The sequence below is a fragment of the Sphingopyxis sp. genome (assembly GCF_036675685.1).
GTDB lineage: Bacteria > Pseudomonadota > Alphaproteobacteria > Sphingomonadales > Sphingomonadaceae > Sphingopyxis.
Genome location: NZ_JAKFEM010000002.1, coordinates 107,778 through 128,038, shown reverse-complemented (window position 1 = coordinate 128,038; position 20,261 = coordinate 107,778). Strand labels below are relative to the sequence as shown.

The following is a 20,261-nucleotide window of genomic DNA, read 5'->3' as shown; positions in this document are numbered from 1 at the left end:
TTGGCCCCGGGGCCTTGAATTAGCGCGATGGCATGGCCGACATGTCCTCCCGCCGCGCCAGGGGCGCGGTTCAGATCGCTGCGCAGGACGAACCGGTCTATTTCGCGCAGTCGGGCGGCGTCTATCGCGCCGTGCGCGCCAGCAATGTCGGCAACGGCTTGTTCGTGATCCGCGAGCCGGTCCGCGATGTGCAGATCGCCGATGTCAGCGTGGCGGGCGGCTATCGGGTTATCGAGAATACCGCGGCACCCCATCTGGTGGGGGCCGATTGCGTGGGGCTCCGTGTGCACGGGGCCAAAGCGAGCGATCTCGAACGCAGCTTCGCCCGCATTCGGTATGACAGCCATGACGGGGTAATCGAGGATGTCAGTGCGAGCGGTATGCTGACCACCGGCTCGAAAGACCTGCCCGTGGGTATCGCCTTCGCCGATACGGCGCACGACTTTCGGGTCGAGCGATGCTTTATGCGCGGGTTTCAATGGAAGCGCGGCGACAGGCAATATTGGAACGGCGACGGCTTCTCGACCGAGCGTGGCAATGCGCGGTTCCTGTTCCGCCAATGCGCTGCCTGGGACAATAGCGACGGCGGGTTCGACCTGAAGTCGACCGAGACGGTGCTCGATAACTGTGTCAGCGGCCGGAACGCGCGTAACTTCCGGCTCTGGTCGAGCATCCGCGCGACGCGGCTCACCAGTCTCTATCCCGTCAAGATCGGCGGGACCGGGGACACCAGCCATTTCTCGATCATGGCCGCGCAAGGACTGGTCGAGCCGCTGGTCATCACTATCGAGCATCTTACGGTAAAGAGCGATCGGGGCTGGCCGATTTTCGACGTCCATGACGGGCCGGCTAAGATCACTATAGGCTCGCACGATATTCAGGTGCCGCCAGGCACGCCTTTGGTCCGCTCGCGTGGCGGGGGATCGGTGCCGGGCGGCGTGTCCTTCGCGGGCACCCCGCCCAAGCTCTGAACGCTCCGGACGCACTTTGGACACGCTTCGACGCCGGGCTCTTGCTGCAATGCAGCGTAAAGGCGCAGATCGCCCCTGTCAGCACGTGGCGATCGTGTCTGCAGATCCGAATGCTGGTTTTTTGGGGGGGAACCCAGTGACCAGAAAAGGGTGGAAAGATGCGAAAAATACGCAAGGCCGTGTTCCCCATTGGCGGCCTTGGAACCCGGTTTCTTCCGGCGACCAAGTCCATGCCGAAGGAGATGCTGCCGATCGTCGACCGGCCGCTTATCCAGTACGCCGTCGACGAGGCCCGCGAGGCGGGCATCGAGCAGTTCATTTTCGTGACCAGCCGCGGCAAGAGCCTGATCGAAGATCATTTTGATCACGCCTTCGAGCTGGAGGAGGCGATGGCGCGGCGCGGCAAGTCGCTCGCCGCGCTCGACGGCACCCGTCCCTCGCCGGGCGACATCGCGATCGTACGGCAGCAGGAGCCCTTGGGGCTCGGCCATGCCGTCTGGTGCGCGCGCCGCCTGATCGGCGACGAACCCTTCGCGGTGCTGCTGCCCGACGACTTGATGGTCGGCGAGCCCGGCTGCCTCAAGCAGATGGTCGACGCCTATGCCGAACTCGGCGGCAACCTGATCTGCACCGAGGAAGTGGCGCCCGAGGACACGAGCAAATACGGCATCGTCACCCCGGGCACGCGTGCCGGGGCGATCACCGAAGTGCAGGGGCTGGTCGAGAAGCCGGCTCCCGAAATCGCGCCGTCCAGGCTCGCCGTCATCGGCCGCTATATCCTCCAGCCTGAAGTGATGGGCGTGCTCGGCAGCCAGGAAGAAGGCGCGGGCGGCGAGATTCAGCTCACCGACGCGCTGGCGCGGATGATCGGCCAGCAGCCGTTCCACGGCGTCACCTTCGAAGGCAAGCGTTACGATTGCGGCGACAAGGCCGGCTTCGTAACCGCGACGCTCGCGTTGGCGCTCGCGCGGCCCGACATCGCGCCGGCAGTACGCGCCTTTCTGGCCGCCGCGTGATATGGACGCAATGGTACGGCGCGCGCCGCCCCGACGGGAAGCGGACCCGCAGGTCGATCGCGGCGCGCTGATCGACCTGCGCCATGTCGGCGCGGTGCTGCGCCGGCGATGGATGGTGCTGTCTGCAGCGATGCTCGCGGCGATCGTGATTGCCGCGGCGGCCTATCTCGTCGCCAAGCCGCGCTACCTTGCCACCGCACAGGTCGCGCTCGAACGCACGGCCGAGCGCGTGATCAATGTCGATTCGGTGGTGCCGACCACCGATCCCGATTCGGCGGCTGTCGATACCGAGGTGCAAGCCTTGCGCTCGCCCGAGCTGATCGGGCGGGTGGTCGACCGGCTGCGGCTGGATCGCGACCCCGCGTTCAACGAAGCGGCAGGGCAGGGTGCGCCGGCGAAACAGCCCGATCTGATCGGGCGTCAGCGCGCGATCGGCACGATGCTGGGCGGCCTGACGGTAAAACGCGACGGGCTCTCCTATGCGATCAGCGTCTCGTTCGAGGGCAGCACCCCGGTTCAGGCGGCACAAATCGCCAACGCGCTGGTCGACAACTATGTCTCGGGCCAGACGGGCGCCAAGACCGAGGCGACGCATCGCGCGCGCGGGTTCCTTGAAGAACGACTCCAGGACCTGCGCGCGCAGGTGGTGGGCGCCGAGCGCGCAGTCGCCGACTATCGCTCCGCGCACAGTCTTTTCGCCGTCTCGGAGGCGAGCACGGTGACGCAGCAGGAACTGTCCGGACTTTCGACCCAGCTGGCGCAGGCCAAGGCCGAGAATGCCGCGGCGCAGGCGCGGCTTTCGGCGGCGCGCGCGCAGGTCGGCCGCGGGCGGAGCGGCGAAGAGCTGGGCGATTCGCTCGATTCGCCGGTGGTCAGCCAGCTGCGCGCCCAGCGTGCTCAGGCGGCGCGCGAAGTGGCGGCACTGGAGAAGCGCTATGGCCCGCTCCATCCCGCGCTTGTCCAAGCGCAGAACCAGCTCCGCACCGCCGACCAGCAGATCGCCGGCGAGGTGCAGCGCATCGTCGCCAACGCCTCGATCCAGGCGAGCATCGCCAACCAGCGCGCCGCCTCGCTCGCGGGGTCGGTGGCGCAGTCGCAGGGCAAGCTCGCCAGCGACAATGAAGCGTCGGTGCGGCTGGGCGAGCTGGAGCGCAACGCCGAATCGGCACGGACGCTCTACCAAGCGTTCCTCGACCGCTATCGCCAGACGGTCGCGCAGTCGGGGCTGGAGCGCAGCGATGCCTATATCGTCAGCCGCGCGCGGGTGCCGGGGGCGCCGAGCTCACCCAACATGCTGATCTATGCGGCGATGGCCGTGGTCGGCGGGCTGGGCGTGGGCGTGCTGCTCGTGGTGCTGCTGCAACTGCTCGAACGCGGGCTCGAGACGAGCGACGCGATCGAGGACGCGCTGGGGCTGTCGACGCTCGCCTCTATCCCTGATGCGAACACGCTGCCCGGTTATCGCAAGTCGGGCCTGCCGGCGCCGCCGGCGGAGCTGCTGCTCAAGCGGCCGCAATCGACCTATGCGGAGGCCTTCCGCACCTTGCGCACGTCGATCCAGTTCGCCGAAGCGGCCAAGCCGATCCGCGTCATCGCGATTACCTCTGCGGTGCCGGGCGAGGGCAAGACCACCACCGCGATGGGGCTGGCCCGGGCGATGGCGGCGGCGGGCAGCAAGGTATTGCTGATCGACGCCGATGCGCGCCGGCGTGCCTCCAGCCGGCAGTTCGCCGACAGTGTGAAGCTGGGGTTGGACGAAGTGCTGGCCGGCGAGGCGGCGCTGGAGCAGGCGATCGTCAAAGATAGCCTGTCGGATGCATGGATGCTGCCGCAGCGGCTCGATTCAAAGGGCGTCGGCCTGACCGAGAGTCCGCGGCTGGCCGAGCTGATCGAGCAGGTGCGCGAGCGCTACGATCTCGTGATCCTCGACACGCCGCCGGTGCTGCCCGTCGACGAGGCGCGCGTGATCGCCAGCATGGCGGACGGGGTGGTGTTCCTGGTGCGCTGGCGCAAGACGCCGTCCAAGGCGGCGTCGGTGGCGCTGCGGCGGCTGTACGACGTGCACGCCGAGATATTGGGCGCGGTGCTGACGCTGGTCGACGTGCGCGAGCAGGAGCGCGCCGGCTATGAGGATGGCGGCACCTTTCTGAAGGCCTACCGCCCCTATTATGCGGACTGATCGGGCGGCGCCGTGACCGCACAGGCGCTGCCCTACGGCCCGGCCTTCGGCCCCGGCATATTGCTGCCGGTGACGATGCTGCTACTCGTCCCGCTCGTCATCGCGGCGCGGCGGGCGGGTAGCATTGCGGGCGCGTTCGTGGTGGTGGCGCTGTGGCTGCGCACCACCGCCGGCGCCTATCATCTCTATATGTTCCAGCCGCTAGCCGGCGGACTTTCGGGCAACGCCTTGCTCTCGATCGGGGTGACGGGGTTTGGGCTGCTCTTCGTGGTGCGGCCGGCCAATCTGGCGCTCAAATGGCTGCTGCCCGTCTACGCGCTGATCATATTGGCACTGCTCAGCGCAAGCCTCAACGGCGACGCGGCCGGGGGCGTCAACGCCGCGGTCAAATATGCCTATATGATCGTGATCATGATCGCGGTGTTCCAGGCGCTGCGCTCTGATCCCGAGGCGCGGTTCCTGAGCTGGGCAATGGTTTCCTTCCTGCCACTGCTCGTCTTCCAGGCGTTGTCGCTGGCGCTGAATCTGCCCAAGGGATCGGAGGATGGCGACGGGCTGGTCTGGATCGGTGGCTATAACCACGAGGCGGCTTTCTCGGTCGCGCTGCTGACGGGTTTTCTGGTCGGCTGCTTCGCCCGATCGGCACCGCGCGCAGTGCGAGTGGCCTTTCTCGCCGCGACCTTCCTCGGCATCCTGCTCGCGGGCTATCGCACGACGATCCTCGCGCTTGCGCCGCTCGCGCTGGCGGTCTTTCTGAGCGGGCTGACGATGAGCGTACGGCGCGACCAGCGCGGGCCGATGGCGGTGACCGCGATGGTAGCGGGCGTGCTGCTCGTTGCGGTCGCCGCCTTGCTCTACCGCGAGAGTTTCACGGATCTTGCCGCCTTCCTCGCGGACCCCGCCGGGCTGATCAAACCGCCGCGGGACTTCGATCTTCTTGAGCGCCAGGTGATGTCCGGCCGCCCGCTGATCTGGAGCAGCTACATCTATGCCTGGGCCAACGGCACGCCGCTCCAGCATCTGTTCGGCCTGGGGCCGGAGAGCTGGGAGGGCGTGTTCAAGGTCTATCCGCACAACACGCTGGTGGCGACGCTCTACGAGCTTGGCTGGTTCGGCATCGCGGCGATGGTCGCACTATGGACGGTGATGTTCGCCGCGGCAGCTTCGGCACAGGGCGAGCGCTTCAAGCTGCTCGCGGCGCATTTCGCCTTCTTCTTGCTCAACATGGCGACGATGCCGTTCTGGCAGGTGGAAGGGCTCGCGTTTTACGGGCTGCTCTGCGGCTACACGATCTATGCTGCCCGCGCAGCGACGCGGCCCCGGCCGGATCCGCTGCGTCTGATCCATAGCTGAGCCGGGAATGTCCGGCCGGTGGATTGCGACCACGGCCCCGCCCGCAAACTCCATCTTTTCTTGCCGGTAAAGCCTGATAAAAGGATCAGGCGGGCAATGCGGACGCCCGGTCAGGCGGAGACCGCCCAAGTTCCGCTCCATAAGCCGCGACCAGCGGCAGGAGCGCGCTTGCCATGACGACTTCCCGATTTTCTCCGCCGCCGATCGGCCTGACCCGACTCTTCCTCAAATTCCTTCGTTTCGGATGCCTGGCTTTCGGCGGACCGGTCGCGCAGATCGCGATGGTGCGCCAGGCGCTGGTCGAGGAAGAGGAATGGATAACCTCGGTGCGGTTCAATCGCCTGCTCGCGGTGATGCAAATCCTGCCCGGTCCCGAAGCGCATGAGCTTTGCGTACATCTCGGCATGATGGCGCGCGGCCGGATCGGCGGCTTGCTCGCGGGTTTGGGGTTCATGCTCCCCGGCTTCTTCCTGATGCTCGTGGCCGGATGGCTGTACGCCGACTGGATTATCGGCAATCCCGCCATGATCCCGGTATTTTTCGGCGTCCAGATCGTCATCCTGGCGATCATCCTGCGCGCCGTCCAGCGGATCGGGTCGCACATATTGGAGGACAAGCTGCTCTGGGCTCTTGCTGCCGCGGCCTTTGGTGCGACGCTCGCCGGGGTGCCCTTCTGGATCCCGCTGGCGGCGGCCGGACTGATTTACAGCTTCGCGGCGCGCCCGGGCCTCGCGCTTCTCATCTTCGCTATCGCGGCGGTGCTGGCCCTGGCCTTTGCTCATTTCCCTGCCGCGAGGGTCGAGCATATCGGTGCCGCGGCCTCGCGGGCCGGGGTCTTCGCCTTGTTCCTTGCGGGGTTGAAGGGCGGCCTCCTGACCTTCGGCGGCGCTTATACCGCCATTCCCTATGTGCGGGCGGATACGGTCGGGCGCGGGTGGCTGTCGGATGCGTCCTTCCTCGACGGCGTGGCGATCGCCGGAATCTTGCCCGCACCGCTCGTCATCTTTGCCACCTTTGCGGGCTATGTCGCAGGAGGATTTCCCGGCGCGCTTGCCATTACCGCCGGCATGTTCCTGCCCGCCTTCGCCTTCTCGATGATCTTCTTCGAACGGCTCGAATCGATCGCCGACAATCCGGCGCTGCATCGCCTGCTCGGCGGGGTCGCCGCGGCGGTCGTCGGGGTAATCGCGGCGACACTGGCCCAGCTCGGTTGGTCGACCGCCATGCGTGCGCCCGACCTTCCGGTCGCTCTCCTGATTTTCGGCGCGGCGCTGGTCGCCGTCTGGCGGCTCAAGGGAAAGCTGGTCGCTCCAGCGATTATCGTCGCAGGCGGTGTCGGGGGGTGGCTGTTCAGCCTGTGAGGCATCCCAAGTTTTTCTTTCGCTACGGCGAGGCCGGCGCAGCTTGCCTCGCTGGGCGGTGCGTGCAAGGGACGCCCTCACAAGCAGCGGGAGAGGAACGCAATGCAGTTCGACGTGGTGATTGTGGGCGCGGGGCACGGCGGGGCGCAGGTGGCGATCATGCTGCGCACGCAGAAGTTTGCAGGCAGCATCGCGATCATCGGCGACGAGCCTGAACTCCCTTACGAACGCCCACCGCTGTCGAAGGAATATTTCGCGGGCGAAAAGGAATTCGAACGCATCCAGCTGCGCCCCGCCAAATATTGGGATGAGCGCGAAGTGACGATGCTGCTCGGCACGCGCGTCGTGTCGGTCGATCCGGCCGCGCACACGGTCACTACTGGCGGCGGCGAGACGATCGGCTATGGCAAGCTCGTCTGGGCGACCGGCGGCAGCCCGCGCATGCTGCCGATCCCCGGCGGTGACCTTCCCGGCGTGCAGGGCGTGCGGACCCGCGCCGATGCCGATGCGATGAAGGCGGCCTCCGAAACCGCAAGCCAGATCGTCGTCATCGGCGGCGGCTATATCGGGCTCGAGGCCGCGGCAGTGCTGCGCAAGGCGGGCAAGAAGGTCGTGCTCTTGGAAGCGCTCGATCGGGTTCTTGCGCGCGTTGCCGGCGCCGAACTGTCGCGATTCTTTGAAAAGGAACATCGCGATCATGGCGTCGACCTTCGGCTCGGCGTGTGCGTCGATGCGATCGAAGGCGACGATCATGTGACGGGGGTGAGGCTGTCGGACGGCGAGCTGATCGCCGCCGATCTTGTCATCGTCGGCATCGGCATCGTGCCCGCGGTCGAACCGCTGATCGCGGCAGGGGCGGAGGGCGGAAACGGCGTGCTCGTCGACCGGCTCTGCAAGACCAGCCTGCCCGATACCTATGCGATCGGCGACTGCGCGGCGCACGAGAATGATTTTGCCGAGGGCGCCTGTATCCGACTGGAATCGGTGCAGAATGCCAACGACCAGGCGAATGTCGTCGCTAAGGGCATCGTCGGCGACGAAGCGCCTTACCATGCCATCCCGTGGTTCTGGTCGAACCAATATGACCTGAAACTCCAGACCGCAGGGCTGTCGACCGGGCACGACCAGGCGGTGCTGCGCGGCGATCCCGCGGCGCGCAGCTTCTCGGTCGTCTACCTCAAGGCGGGGCGGGTGATCGCGCTCGACTGCGTCAACGCGACCAAGGACTATGTCCAGGGCCGGATGATCGTCACCGCGGGGCTGCGGGCGACCACCGAGCAGCTCGCCGATACCGAAACCCCGCTGAAGGCTTTGCTTCCCGCCTGACCCCTACCAGCGGATCGTCATCCCGACCGTGCCGCCGTAGCGCCGGCTGCGCGGCCCGTCGGCGTCGAAGGCATAGTCGCCCTTCACATGCACCGCGACGCTTTCGCCGAAGCGCGCGATAACCCCGGCGCCGACTTCGGCTTCGGTCCGGCCGAGGTCGGTGCGGATCGGGTCGGTGCCGAAACGCGTCGTCTGGTCGCCCGACAGGCCGTGCCACAGGCTGGCATGGAGATAGGGCTGGAAGCCACCATATTCGCCCTGCAATCGCAGGCCGACGCGCCCGGTCAGCGAATCGCCCGCGGCGAAATCGATCGTCGAGAAGGCATCGGCCCGATCGTCGAGCTTGATCCGCTGCCATACGATCTGCGCCTGCGGCTCAAGCGTCCAGCGGCTTGACAGCGCGACGGGAACGCCGCCTTCGAGCGAAGCGGCCCAGCCGGTGCCGTCGACGTCGATCGCCTCGCCGGTGCTGGCGGCGCTATTGCCGTCGAACCAGCTGCGCATCACCACGGCGTCGACGTACCAGCCGCTTTCGCCGACCAGCGTCGCATAGCCGGCCAGGCTCGTGGCTTTGACGTCGATCTGGCCGACCGTCAGGTCGTTCCAGCCGATCGCACCGCCGCGGACCGTGCCGTCGGTCGACGCGCGTCCGACGAAGGCGCCGAGGCGGATGTTCGTTCCGCCATCTTCGCCCCAGCCGGCGAAATCCTGTCCGATCTGGAAGCCGGAGAGGTCGCCGTCGAGCGAGGGGGCGACGTCGCCGTCCCATTTGATTTCGCTATTCTCAGCGAAAACACGGCCCCAGGTCGACGGGAGCACGCCGCCGCCGCGGAGCAGCGCCTGCTCGCCGCGGCGTTCGTGGAAGGTGCCGAGCGTGGCGGCGGCGAGGTGATGCGCGACCGGCACGGAGGCAACGAAGGCCGCGACCTCGGGACGATAGAGCGGAACGACTTCGCCGGCCTCGGCGACGGCCGGCGTCGCGCCCGGCGTCGGCGGCTCGACCACAACTTCGGGATCGGCCGGCGGGACCGGCGCGGGTTCGGTCGGCGGTTCGGGCGGCGGCGGCGGCGCTTCGGGTTCGGGCGCCGGCGGTGGCTCGGGCGTCGGCGCCGGCGGCGGATCGACGATGGTCACTGGCGGCGCCGGGTCCACCGGATCGGGATCGACCGGCGTCGGTTCGGGCGGCGGGGGAGGCGGATCGGGCACGGGCGGCGGCGGCGGCGGCGGCGGTTCGGGCGGAAGGGGCTCGGGCTCGGGCGCGGGCGGCGGCGTCAGGACCGGCGGTGCGGGCGCGGGCTCGGGTGGGGGCGGGGCGGCGGGAGCGGGCGGCGGCGGCAGCGTCGAGCGCAGATACCAATTTTCCCCCGTGCCGGTGGATGTGCCGCCGCGGAACAGGAAATATTCATAGGCGCCGACCGCGACGCGATGGTTGAGCGCAAAGGTGCCGCTCGCGGTGGTCGCGCCGTTGATCGCCTCGACGATAAGGATGCCATTCAGCGCCGTGACCGCGCCCGTGCCGCCGGCGTTGAGCACGGTGACCCCCGTCGTACCCGACGCGCTGCCGCCGTCGATCACCAGCTTGTCGGACAGCGACGCATCGTCGCCAAGGACGGTGTCGATGAGCAGCAGCCCTCCGTCGCCGACATAATTGCCGCGCACGGTGAAGCTGTCCCCCGGACCTGTCGTGCCGTTCGTCAGGTCGATCCGCCCCGCGTTGATGAAAGTTGCGCGCTGGCCAGCGGCGAAGGCGGCGATTCCGCCATTGGTGCCGCCGCCGAAAATCGTGCTCGACGCGTCGAGCGTGAAAGTCCCGGTTCCGGTTCCGGCATCGCCCATCGTCAAAAAGCTGTCGAAAGTCAGCTCGCTATCGTTCGTCGCGTTGATCGTTTCCCAGCCGTCGAAGCGGGCGACACCGCCGGTTGTGACGTTGTCGAGGACCAGCGCGTCGGTTCCCTCGCCGCCGGTGATCCGCGGCGCCCCGCCAAGATGGGCGTTCGTCAGGTCGGCGAGCCGCGCGCTGTCGTTGTCGCCGCCGAGGTCGATCGTGCCGTGCACGACGCCGCCGCCGTCCCAGACGACCCGGTCGGTGCCGACGCTCATCAGTACGTCGCCGCCGACCGATCCGCCGGTGATCGTCACACTGTCGGTGCCGCCCGATACGCTGATATTGCCACCGATCGTGCCGCCCGACAGGATGATCGTGTCGTTGCCGAAACCGGTGACGAGATTGCGATCGATCGTGCCGCCCGACATGTCGAAGAGATTGTCGGCCAGCTTCATGTTGACGCGCCCGATACGGCCGCCAGTCATCCTGGCATTGTCGCCATCGTCGAACGCGTCGACAATTCGCCCGCCCGACATGAAAAATGTATCGAGCGAACCGCCCTGGTTGAGCACATTGATCTCGCCGCCGGTCATCCGGAAATCGTCGAGGCCTTCGCCTTGCTGCACCGTGCCGGTGACCCTGCCGGCCGAGATTTCAAAAAAATCGTCGCCATTGCCCTGATCGACCGAACCGGTAATTTGTCCCGATGCGACCAGGATGCGATCGACGTCGCCGCCGAAGGTCACATTGCCGCCCACCGTCCCGGTGCCGCCGGCGGGGAGGGTGAGCCGATTGTTGCCGCCGGGGTCGTTCAGCCCGCCGGGGGACGTTCCGCTGTCGCAGAGATGATTATCATCCCCGGCGGTCGGCACGAAGGTGCAGTCCGCCAGCGCCGGCGTAGCATGACCGAAGACAAGGAGGATCGCAGCGCTGATCAGCGGCCGGCGGAAGGAGGACGTGGAAATTTGGCGTGCAGTCGCGATAGGCATGGCTTTCCCCTTTTGCTGGGCGCAGCCTGGTCCCTTTTTCCCGTCAAGCGGTCGAGAAAAATGCGCTGTTTCCGTGTAATAGCTTATGCAGCGACGGTTATGCAATTGCTAACGGGCTGTCGGCTCATCGCGTTTTTCGACCGGTCTAGGGTCCGTATTCTCCTGCCGCCGGCGGTTCATCGCCCAGCGCCTTTTTCAATGTCGTCTTGATATTGCGCAGCAGGCGGCGCAGCGCGATGATGACTATGACCGCGGCGACCGCGAGCAGGATCGCGATGACGATCGCAAGCGGCGGATAGGCGATCGCGAGCGCAAGCAAGCCGCCGGTTGCGACATCCTCGCCGGTCGAAACCACCGCGTTGCTGAATGGCTCGGGGCTGACGTTGACGACGGCGCGCGTCGTCGCCTTCGCGCCATGGCTCAGCAGCGCCCCGCCGCCGCCCAGCAGGAAGGCGATCACCTGCCAGGTCGGATCGGACGAGTCGACGAGCGCCAGCGCGAGGAGCGCGCCGCCGAGCGGGCGAATGACGCTGTGGACCATGTCCCAGATCGAATCGACCCACGCGACCTTGTCGGCAAGGAATTCGGCGAGCGTGCCGATCGCGGCGACCCCCAGCACCCACGGGTTGGCGAGAACCTGCAATGCGGCGAGATGCTCGGGCAGCGGCAGCCAGCCGAAGTGCATCGCGGTGCCGGTGGCCAATATGGTCAGATAGAGCCGCCAGCCTGCAAGAAGGCTCAGACTGCCGGCGACGCCCAAAATCTCGACGATTCCCAATGTCCTGCTCCCCGTCGCTGATCTGCCCTCCATCTTGCACCCGCTGCCGCCCGCCCGCAATGCCGAGATGACAAGGTCGCGCGGCGCGGTTATCGCCCCTGGCATGGCCAATGTTGCTCCTCCGCCCGCGGTCCTGCCCGATGGCGCAATTCCCGCGGCGACGCTTGTCATCATGCGCCCCCCAGATGGTGGCGGACCCGATGAGATATTGATGGTCAAGCGGTCGGCCACGATGGCCTTCGCCGCCGGTGCAGTCGTGTTTCCCGGCGGGCGCGTCGACCCCGACGATTATCTGGTGGCGCGGCAACATGGGCTTGGCGCCGACGAGGCCGATGGCGCGGCGCGGGTTGCGGCCTTGCGCGAAACGCTGGAAGAAACGGGGCTCGCGGTCGGCTGGCCGGCGTTGGCGGAAAGCGACGTCGCCGCCGTGCGGCAGGCGTTGCTCGCGGGGACCCTGCTTTCCGATATATTGGCGGAGCGCGGTGACCGAATCGCCCTCGAATCCTTCGTCCCCTTCGCGCGCTGGTGCCCGAATTTCAAAGAGGCGCGGACTTTCGACACGCGATTCTATGCCGTTGCCGCGCCGCCGCACAGCCATGAACTGACGGTCGAAGAGGCCGAGCATAGCCATATTTTCTGGGCGAGCGCGAAGGACACGCTGGCGATGGCCGATCGCGGCGACGTGTCGGTGATTTTCCCCACCCGCCGTAATCTCGAGCGCCTGGCGCAGACGAGTGATTTCTCCAGCTTTTCAGCGCATTCTGGGCAGTTTCCGGTCGAGTTGATCACGCCGTGGATCGAAGAGCGCGGAGGGCAGGCCTTTCTGTGTATCCCGGCGCATCTGGGCTATCCCGTCACCCGTGAATCCTTCGACCGAGTCCGGCGTGGATAAAACGGCTTTGGACAAGCAATTTTCTCCCTATTTAGCAATTTACTAAGAATTGGCCGGCTAGGGCAAATCGTCGTTGCAATTGCTGACCGCTGTGCCTAAGAGGGCCCTGCAGAAGCAGATCGGGGGATGTTCCTCCGGTGTGATTCGACAAGACTAATCCAGTGGACGGAGAATATGATGAACCTGCTTAAGAAGGCTGCGATCTCCCTCGCAGCGACCTCGATGGTTGTAGCTCCCGTTGCGGCTTCGGCCGCTCCCGCAGCTGCTGCCGTTTCGACCGTTGACGGCCAGAGCGAACTCGAAGGCAGCACGAGCTGGATCATCGCTGTCCTCGCTCTCGTTGCTATCGTTGGTGGCATCATCATCGCGTCGGACAACAACGACGACGAACCGACCAGCCCGTAATCACGGCTGATCAATACCGATACCAAAGGGCTCCGAGCTTCGCTCGGGGCCCTTTGCGCGTCCATGATGGTCATCGGCCTCGGCTGGCTTTCGCTGCGGTGCGCCTTATGCGACGCACGCGGCGCAACTGAAGATATGATCTAAAGCGCGATGTTCCGGTTTGCCCGCGATCGCGCGAGCGGGATTGCTTGCCGCGCGCCGTCGGCCGCGGCGCCGGCAATCGGCGCATAGCTCAACGCATAGCCCCCATTTCCCGCATCGCCCTTCGTCCCCGCATCGGCAAGCACCTTGCCCCAGGGATCGACCGCCAGGCTGTGGCCATAGGTTTCCCGGCCGTCGCCATGCGTTCCGCACTGCGCCGCCGCCACGATATGACAGCCGGTTTCGATCGCGCGCGCGCGCATCAGCACATGCCAATGTGCCTCGCCGGTCGACACGGTAAAGGCCGCCGGGATGGCAATCAACGTCGCACCGCGATCGACCAGCGCCCGATAGAGTTCGGGGAAGCGCAGGTCATAGCAGATGCTGAGCCCCAATAGCCCGAGCGGCGTGTCGACCACGGTGATTGCATCGCCGCCAGCATAGGCCGCCGATTCTTGCCAATTCTCGCCCGACGGCAGTGTGACGTCGAACATATGGATCTTGTCATAGCGGGCGCGGATGCTGCCGTCGGCGGCGATGACATGGCTGCGGTTCACGCGGCGCGCGCCGTCGTCGGCGAGCAGCGGCATCGATCCCGAATGCAGCCATAGGCCGTGCTTTTGCGCCATCGCCTGGAGCGCGGTGGGCCAGGGGCTGTCGGCTTCGCGGACGATATGCGTCGCCGAGCGTGCGCGGTCGCGGTCGAGCAGCAAAGACATTTCGGGCAGGAAGGCCATGGCGGCGCCGCCCGCCGCGGCCTCGCCCATGACGCGGTCGATCGCCGCGAGATTGGCGGCGGGGTCTATCCCGCTCGTCATCTGCACCAAAGCGGCGACGGGGGAGGTGGGCGATGATGCAAGGGCGTTCATCGCATCTGGCTAAGCCTCTGTCGCGCGCAGGACAAGCGCCCGCGACAGTTCAGTGGCCAGCAAGGTTCGAAGGCGATAAGATACGCCAATGTCCAATTCTCCCGCGCGCACGCCGCTTCGTTTCGCCCGTCTCCTCCTGTCCGCCAGCGCCGCTGCCGCGCTGCTGCTGATTTCGCCCGCGAGCTATGCGCAGAGCGGCGCATCGACCACGACGGCAGCTAGCCAGGCGAACGGTGGCGACTGGCTCTATGCCGGCAGCGACATCCCGCGCGACACCGCATGGCAGTTCGGCGTCCTGCCCAATGGCGTGCGTTATGCGGTGCGTAACAACGGCGTGCCCCCGGGGCAGGTGTCGATCCGGGTGCGGATGGATGTCGGTTCGATGTTCGAAACCGAGCAGGAACGCGGCTACGCCCATCTTCTCGAGCATCTGACCTTTCGCGGGTCGGAGCATATCCCCGATGGCGAAGCCAAGCGTATCTGGCAGCGTTTCGGCGTTACCTTCGGCAGCGATTCGAACGCGCAGACGACCCCGACCCAGACCGCGTATCAGCTCGATTTGCCGAGCGTGACGCCGGCCAACCTCGACGAAAGCATGAAATTGCTGTCGGGCATGGTCCGCGAACCGCGGATTTCGGAACTGGCGGTCGCCGCCGAGCGCGGCGTCGTGATGTCCGAGCTGCGCGAATCGGATGGTCCGCAAAAGCGGATCGGCGATGCCACCAACGCGCATCTGTTCGCCGGCCAGCTCCTCGGCGACCGCTCGCCGATCGGCACGACCGCCTCGCTGGGCAAGGCAAACGCGACGTCGGTCGCCGCCTTTCACGATCGCTGGTATCGTCCCGACCGCGCGGTGGTGGTCATCGCTGGCGATGGCGATCCGGCGGAATTCGCCCGGCTGATCGAGAAATATTATGGCGACTGGCGCGCCAATGCACCGAAGCCGGCGCAACCCGATTTCGGCAAGCCCGACCCCAAGAAGCCGGCGGCGCTCGAGATTGTCGAGGCGAACCAGCCGCTCGCGCTGACGCTGGCGATGGTGCGGCCGTGGCAGAAGCGGATCGACACCGTCGAAAATACACGGCGGCTCTACCTGGAATTCATCGCCCAGGCGCTGGTCAATCGCCGGCTCGAAAACCGCGCGCGCAGCGGCGGCAGCTATCTGGTCGCCACGGTCGAGCAGCAATATGTCAGCCGCAGTGCCGATGTGACGATGGCATCGATTGTCCCGCTCAGCGACTGGAAGGCCGCGCTTGCCGACGTGCGCGGGGTGATCGCCGACGCAACCAGCAAACCGCCGTCGCAGGCCGATATCGACCGCGAGGCGAACGAGATCGAGGCATTCCTGCGCAAGGAACTGGAAAATGCCCGCAACGAACCCGGCGCGCGGCTGGCCGACGATATGGTCCGCGCGGTCGACATCGGCGAGACGGTGACCAGCCCGCAGGGCCAGGTCGACATGTTCAAGGCGATCCGCGCCTCGGCGACGCCCAAGACGATGCTCGACATCAGCCGCGCAATCTTTGCCGCGCCGGTGACGCGCGTCGTGTTGACGACCCCGACTGCCGCGGGCGGCAATGCCGCCGTGCTCGCCGCCCTGAAGGCGCCGGTGACCGCGCGCGACGACCGGTTGGCGACGGTCAGGGCCGATTTCAAACAGCTTCCCGCCATCGGCCAGCCGGGGACGATCACATCGACGACCAGCATCCTTGGCCTGCGCGCCGAACGGATCGAATTTGCCAACGGCGTCACCGCGCTCGTTTCGAACAACAAGGTCGAGCCGGGCAAGGTGCGCGTCAATGTCCGCTTCGGCACCGGCAACCGCAGCGTCGCCGCCGACGCGCCGAACCTCTTGTGGACCGGCGACTATGCGCTGGTCGCGAGCGGCATTGGCCCTTGGGGCCAGAATGAGATCGACCAGCTGACCAACGGACGGCAGATCCAGCTGAATTTTGCGATCGACGACGATGCGTTCGAACTGTCGGCCGAAAGCAAGCCCGCCGACCTTTCCGACCAGATGCGGCTGATCGCCGGAAAGCTGGCCCAGCCGCGCTGGGATCCGTCGCCGGTCGAACGGCTCCGCATCGGTTTCCTCACCGGCTATGACCTCAACGACGCGACCCCTAACGCGGTGCTCGACCGCAATTTGCGCGGCTGGCTTACGAACAACGACGCGCGCTGGGCGGCCCCCGACAAGGCTCAGATCGACGCGCTGACCCCCGCCGCCTTCCGCGCCTTTTGGGAACCGCGGCTCGCCAGCGGGCCGATCGAAGTGCAGATTTTCGGCGATCTCGAATCGATCGACTATCGCAGGATCCTCGCCGAAACGCTGGGCGCGCTGCCGCCGCGCAAGATATTGGCGCCGCCAAGCGGCCAGCGTGTCGACTTCGCCAAACATGTTACCGCGCCCGAGATCGCCTATCACCGCGGCGAACAGGGGCAAGCGGCCGCGATGACCGCCTGGCCGACCGGCGGCGGCCTTGCCAGCCCGCGCGACGCGCGCGGATTGGAAGTGCTGGCTGCGGTCTTCAACGACCGCTTGTTCGACCGCCTCCGCGCCGAGCAGGGCGCGAGCTATGGCCCGGTGGTCGACAGCCACTGGCCGACGGGTTTCGACAGCGGCGGTTACCTGCTCGTCGGCAGCCTGCTGGCGCCCAAGGACCTTGATCGATTCTATGGGATCGCGAGGGATATTGCCGCCGACCTGGTGGCGCAGCCGGTCAGCGCCGACGAGCTGGCGCGCAACGCCGTGCCGATCCGCGAGCAGGTTGCGCGTGCCTCGACCGGCAATGTCTATTGGATGTTCCTGCTCGAGGGCGCGACGCGCGATCCGCGCGTCGCCGCGGCGGCACTGTCGATTCAGGACGATATTTCGGCGGTCACCGCCGCCGACGTGCAGCGGCTCGCGCGGCAATATCTGACGCCCGAGCGCCAATGGTCGCTGGCGATCCTGCCCAAGGGGATGACGCTGGCCGATGCGTCGGCGCTGGGCGCGGCGCCCGCGCCGGCGGCGGGCGGGCGTTAGTGCAGCTTGAGACGGGGGCGGATGATCGCGTTCACCCGGCCGATCAGGATCAACGCCAGCCCGTGGAGCCAGCCGTGGATCGCGATCAGGTGCATGCGGTATAGCGAGGTATAGACGAAGCGCGCGAGCCGCCCCTCGATCGCCATGCGCCCGCCGATCAGATTGCCCATCAGGCTGCCCACCGTCGAAAAACGGCTGAGCGACACGAGCGAGCCATGGTCGCGATAGACGAAATCGGTGAGCGGCTTGTCCGCCTGGATCGCGACGAGATTGCGGAACACCGCCGACGCCATCTGGTGCGCCGACTGCGCGCGTGGCGGGAGCGGCCGTTCGTCGCCGGGCAGCACGCAATAGGCGCAGTCGCCGATCGCGAAGATGCGGTCATCGGCGGTGGTTTGCAGCGTCGGGCGGACCACGAACTGTCCGCTGCGCGCACGCTCCAGCCCGTCGTCCTCATTGGCGAGCGGCGCGGTTTTTACGCCCGCCGCCCACACACGGAGGTCGGCGGGAATGCGCTCCCCCGATTTCAGGATCATCGCGTCGGCGCGCACCTCGGTCACCGGCATGTTCGTAAGCACGGTGACGCCGAGCGCCTCGAGCTCCTGCTGTGCCGCCTCGGCCAGCCGTTCGGGAAGCGCGGGCAGGATGCGCGGACCCGCTTCGATCAGCGTGACGCGCAGGCGTTTCTCGTCGAACACCTCGAGACCATAATAGCGCAGCCCGCCCGCGGCGTTGAACAGTTCGGCGGCCAGCTCGACCCCCGTTGCACCGCCGCCGACGAGCGCGATATGGACCTGCGCATCGCTCGCCGGGTCTTTCATCATCGCGTGCGAGACGCGCAGGCAATGATCGAGCAGCTTGTTGCGGAAGCGATCGGCTTGCGGCCGTTCGTCGAGGAAGATGCAATGTTCGCGTGCGCCAAGGGTGCCGAAGTCGTTGCCGACGGACCCCATGGCGAGCACCAGATAATCGAAGCGCAGCCGATGCCGCGCGATCAGCTCGCTGCCGTCCTCGTCGAGCATCGGCGCGATGACGATCTCGCGCGCGGCGGTGTCGATGCTTTCGAGCGTGCCCGGAAAGAAACGATAGCCCCAGCGGTGGCAATGGCTGCGATAGCCGACCTCGTCGAGATTGGCGTCGAGCGATCCGGTCGCGACCTCGTGGAGCAGCGGCTTCCACACATGGGTACGATTCTTGTCGATCAGGATGATGTCGTGCTTCGCGCGGCCGTAGCGGACGCCGAGCCGTCGCGCGAGTTCGAGCCCGCCCGCGCCGCCGCCCACGATCACGATCTGGGTCTTGCGCTTCGCGGTCACGACGAACTCCTCGAAAAAAGGGCTAGGTGCCGTCGCTTTGCGGCGTACGGATGGGGGGACGCAATTTGCGGATACGCGGCTCGCGCTCGAGCTGGCCTTTGGTCATGATGTCGTGCCGCATCTTGGCGCGCACATCATGGATTGACGCGATCACCGGCCCCATCGCGACGCCGAGGTCGATCAGCACCGCTTCGGCGAGTTGCAGCGAGCTTTCGAGCGTTTCGGGCACCGCATCGCTCGCGCCCGCCTGATAGAGGGTGGCGGCATGGTCGGCGTCGCGCGCGCGGCTGATGATCGGCAGGTCGGGATATTTCTGGCGCAGCTGTCGCGTCATCCTGAGCTGCTGTACCGGATCGTCCATGGTGAGAACGATCGCGTTGGCGGTCTCGATCCCCAGCTTGTCGAGGGCGCCCGGGCGCGCGACGTCAGCAAAACGGACGATGAAGCCGTCGCGCCGCGCCGCGGCGACGGTGTCAATGTCGGCATCGACGGCGATATAGGGTCGGTCATGCTCGCGCAGCAGTTCGGCGACGGTGTGCCCGACGCGGCCGAAGCCGACGACGACGGTGCGACCTTCGGGGGTCTCTTCGGGTCTCGCGCCTTCGCTGCGCATTTCGATCCGCCGCGCGATGTCGTGGCCGATACGTGCGAGCAAAGGCGTGATGGTCAGGCCGATCGCGGTGACGAGCTGCCAGAATTCGGCGGTGTCGCGGCCGATGATCTGCGCCTGCAACGCGGTCGCGAGCACGATCAGGGTCGTCTCGGATGGGCTCGACATCAAGAGGCCGACCTCGGCCGCGGTGCCGCGCCGCGCGACGTTCGAAAAGCGCAGGAGCGCCGCGGTGACGATCGCCTTGATCGCAACGACGCCGACGACCGCGACGATCAGCTGCGGCCATTGCTCGGCGATTGTCTTGAGGTTGAGGCCCATGCCGACGCTGATCAGGAACACCCCGAGCGCGAGGCCCTTGAACGGTGCGGTGATCGCCTCGACCTCGTTATGATATTCGGTTTCGGCGATCATCAGCCCTGCGAGCAGTGCGCCGACGATCGGTGACAGCCCGGCCGCCGCAGTCGCCATCGCCGCGACTATCACGACGAGCAGACTGGCGGCGAGGAACAGCTCGGGATCCTTGGCGCGCGCGGCCTGCGCGAAGATGCGCGGCAACAGGAACCAGCCGGCGATTGCGAGCACCGCCACGACGACGACCCCTTGCCATAACGTCGTCAGCAGCGCTTCGGTGCCGCCCGCGGCCGCAGTCGGCGCCAGCGCGCCGAGGATGAAGATGATCGGGACGATCGCCAGATCCTCGAACAGCAACATCGAGAAGGAAGCGCGCCCGACCGCCGATTTGGTGCCCGCGATGGGCAGCACCAGCGCGGTCGAGGAGAGGGCGAGGGCAATGCCGAGGCCAAAAGCGGCGGGGGTCGAATAACCGCCCACCAGCCATAGCGCGCCGCCGAGGATCGCGCCGCCGAGCAACAGCTCCGCCGCGCCGATGCCGAACACCAGTTTCCGCAGCTGCCAGAGGCGGCGGAACGACAGCTCGAGCCCGATCGAGAACAGCAGCAGGATGATGCCGAATTCGGCGAAGAGCGCGATGTCTTCGGTCGACGCGATCGTGATGTGCTTCAGCCACGGATAATCGCCCGCGAGCGCACCGAGCCCCGATGGCCCGACGAGCAGGCCGACGAGGATGAAGCCGATCACGGGCGGAAGGCGGAAACGCGCGAACGCCGGGATCACGATGCCCGCGGCGCCGAGGACCACCAGCGCATTGCCGATGGCGGAGGTTTCTGTTTCCGATACCATAA

Annotated in this window: 14 protein-coding genes; 9 read left to right on the top strand and 5 right to left on the bottom strand. The window is 66.8% G+C overall.

The genetic code is table 11. The features are described 5' to 3' along the window. Positions 1 to 32 precede the first annotated feature (32 nt). The 6 genes from V6M50_RS00725 (at position 33) to V6M50_RS00700 (ending at position 8,206) form a co-directional block, all read left to right on the top strand. Positions 33 to 971 carry a hypothetical protein gene (locus tag V6M50_RS00725; RefSeq protein ID WP_332816608.1) on the top strand — a complete coding sequence of 313 codons (939 nt, stop codon included), beginning with the start codon at positions 33 to 35 and terminating at the stop codon, positions 969 to 971. Positions 972 to 1,129: 158 nt separating this feature from the next. Beyond that, positions 1,130 to 1,987: a UTP--glucose-1-phosphate uridylyltransferase gene (locus tag V6M50_RS00720; protein ID WP_332816607.1), complete on the top strand. Its 858-nt coding sequence runs from the start codon at positions 1,130 to 1,132 to the stop codon at positions 1,985 to 1,987. A gap of 1 nt (position 1,988) precedes the next feature. After that, positions 1,989 to 4,166, top strand: a complete 2,178-nt coding sequence (locus tag V6M50_RS00715; protein WP_332816606.1) for a polysaccharide biosynthesis tyrosine autokinase — start codon at positions 1,989 to 1,991, stop codon at positions 4,164 to 4,166. 12 nt (positions 4,167 to 4,178) lie between these two features. Beyond that, the gene (locus tag V6M50_RS00710; protein WP_332816605.1) at positions 4,179 to 5,519 is read left to right on the top strand and encodes a hypothetical protein; all 1,341 of its coding nucleotides are present in this window, start codon (positions 4,179 to 4,181) and stop codon (positions 5,517 to 5,519) included. A gap of 173 nt (positions 5,520 to 5,692) precedes the next feature. Continuing rightward, on the top strand, positions 5,693 to 6,880 hold the full coding sequence (gene chrA, locus V6M50_RS00705; RefSeq protein WP_332816604.1) for a chromate efflux transporter: 1,188 nt from the start codon (positions 5,693 to 5,695) through the stop codon (positions 6,878 to 6,880). A 102-nt stretch (positions 6,881 to 6,982) separates the two neighbouring features. Then, positions 6,983 to 8,206 (top strand): NAD(P)/FAD-dependent oxidoreductase, encoded by a 1,224-nt coding sequence (locus V6M50_RS00700; protein ID WP_332816603.1) that lies wholly within the window; start codon positions 6,983 to 6,985, stop codon positions 8,204 to 8,206. A gap of 3 nt (positions 8,207 to 8,209) precedes the next feature. On the opposite strand, the gene V6M50_RS00695 is transcribed toward V6M50_RS00700, so the two are convergent. Beyond that, entirely contained in the window at positions 8,210 to 11,020 is a 2,811-nt protein-coding gene (locus tag V6M50_RS00695) for an autotransporter family protein (RefSeq protein ID WP_332816602.1), read from the bottom strand. Positions 11,021 to 11,165: 145 nt separating this feature from the next. Next, complete coding sequence (locus V6M50_RS00690) at positions 11,166 to 11,798, bottom strand: DUF4126 domain-containing protein (protein WP_332816688.1); 633 nt, start codon at positions 11,796 to 11,798, stop codon at positions 11,166 to 11,168. A gap of 103 nt (positions 11,799 to 11,901) precedes the next feature. Here V6M50_RS00690 and V6M50_RS00685 point away from each other — a divergent pair, with 103 nt between their 5' ends. Together V6M50_RS00685 and V6M50_RS00680 are read left to right on the top strand one after the other, a co-directional pair. Continuing rightward, on the top strand, positions 11,902 to 12,690 hold the full coding sequence (locus V6M50_RS00685; RefSeq protein ID WP_332816601.1) for an NUDIX hydrolase: 789 nt from the start codon (positions 11,902 to 11,904) through the stop codon (positions 12,688 to 12,690). A gap of 174 nt (positions 12,691 to 12,864) precedes the next feature. Then, a complete protein-coding gene (locus V6M50_RS00680; protein WP_332816600.1) occupies positions 12,865 to 13,095 on the top strand; it encodes a hypothetical protein in 231 nt (76 codons plus the stop codon). 140 nt (positions 13,096 to 13,235) lie between these two features. On the opposite strand, the gene V6M50_RS00675 is transcribed toward V6M50_RS00680, so the two are convergent. After that, positions 13,236 to 14,054, bottom strand: a complete 819-nt coding sequence (locus tag V6M50_RS00675; RefSeq protein ID WP_443030462.1) for a carbon-nitrogen hydrolase family protein — start codon at positions 14,052 to 14,054, stop codon at positions 13,236 to 13,238. Positions 14,055 to 14,193: 139 nt separating this feature from the next. Between V6M50_RS00675 and V6M50_RS00670 the strand changes: the two genes are divergently transcribed. Then, positions 14,194 to 17,130 carry a M16 family metallopeptidase gene (locus V6M50_RS00670; protein WP_332816598.1) on the top strand — a complete coding sequence of 979 codons (2,937 nt, stop codon included), beginning with the start codon at positions 14,194 to 14,196 and terminating at the stop codon, positions 17,128 to 17,130. Here V6M50_RS00670 and V6M50_RS00665 read toward each other — a convergent pair. Both V6M50_RS00665 and V6M50_RS00660 read right to left on the bottom strand, forming a co-directional pair. Then, the gene (locus V6M50_RS00665; protein ID WP_332816597.1) at positions 17,127 to 18,446 is read right to left on the bottom strand and encodes an NAD(P)/FAD-dependent oxidoreductase; all 1,320 of its coding nucleotides are present in this window, start codon (positions 18,444 to 18,446) and stop codon (positions 17,127 to 17,129) included. The genes V6M50_RS00670 and V6M50_RS00665 overlap by 4 nt on opposite strands. Before the next feature lie 22 nt (positions 18,447 to 18,468). Then, entirely contained in the window at positions 18,469 to 20,259 is a 1,791-nt protein-coding gene (locus V6M50_RS00660) for a cation:proton antiporter domain-containing protein (protein WP_332816596.1), read from the bottom strand. Positions 20,260 to 20,261: the final 2 nt, after the last annotated feature.

Bases quoted from the DNA above. Each gene is read 5' to 3' on its own strand.
- V6M50_RS00725 (WP_332816608.1), top strand. From the start codon at position 33: ATGGCCGACATGTCCTCCCGCCGCGCCAGGGGCGCGGTTCAGATCGCT.
- V6M50_RS00720 (WP_332816607.1), top strand. From the start codon at position 1,130: ATGCGAAAAATACGCAAGGCCGTGTTCCCCATTGGCGGCCTTGGAACC.
- V6M50_RS00715 (WP_332816606.1), top strand. From the start codon at position 1,989: ATGGACGCAATGGTACGGCGCGCGCCGCCCCGACGGGAAGCGGACCCG.
- chrA (WP_332816604.1), top strand. From the start codon at position 5,693: ATGACGACTTCCCGATTTTCTCCGCCGCCGATCGGCCTGACCCGACTC.
- V6M50_RS00700 (WP_332816603.1), top strand. From the start codon at position 6,983: ATGCAGTTCGACGTGGTGATTGTGGGCGCGGGGCACGGCGGGGCGCAG.
- V6M50_RS00695 (WP_332816602.1), bottom strand. From the start codon at position 11,020: ATGCCTATCGCGACTGCACGCCAAATTTCCACGTCCTCCTTCCGCCGG.
- V6M50_RS00685 (WP_332816601.1), top strand. From the start codon at position 11,902: ATGGCCAATGTTGCTCCTCCGCCCGCGGTCCTGCCCGATGGCGCAATT.
- V6M50_RS00680 (WP_332816600.1), top strand. From the start codon at position 12,865: ATGATGAACCTGCTTAAGAAGGCTGCGATCTCCCTCGCAGCGACCTCG.
- V6M50_RS00675 (WP_443030462.1), bottom strand. From the start codon at position 14,054: ATGACGAGCGGGATAGACCCCGCCGCCAATCTCGCGGCGATCGACCGC.
- V6M50_RS00670 (WP_332816598.1), top strand. From the start codon at position 14,194: ATGTCCAATTCTCCCGCGCGCACGCCGCTTCGTTTCGCCCGTCTCCTC.
- V6M50_RS00660 (WP_332816596.1), bottom strand. From the start codon at position 20,259: ATGGTATCGGAAACAGAAACCTCCGCCATCGGCAATGCGCTGGTGGTC.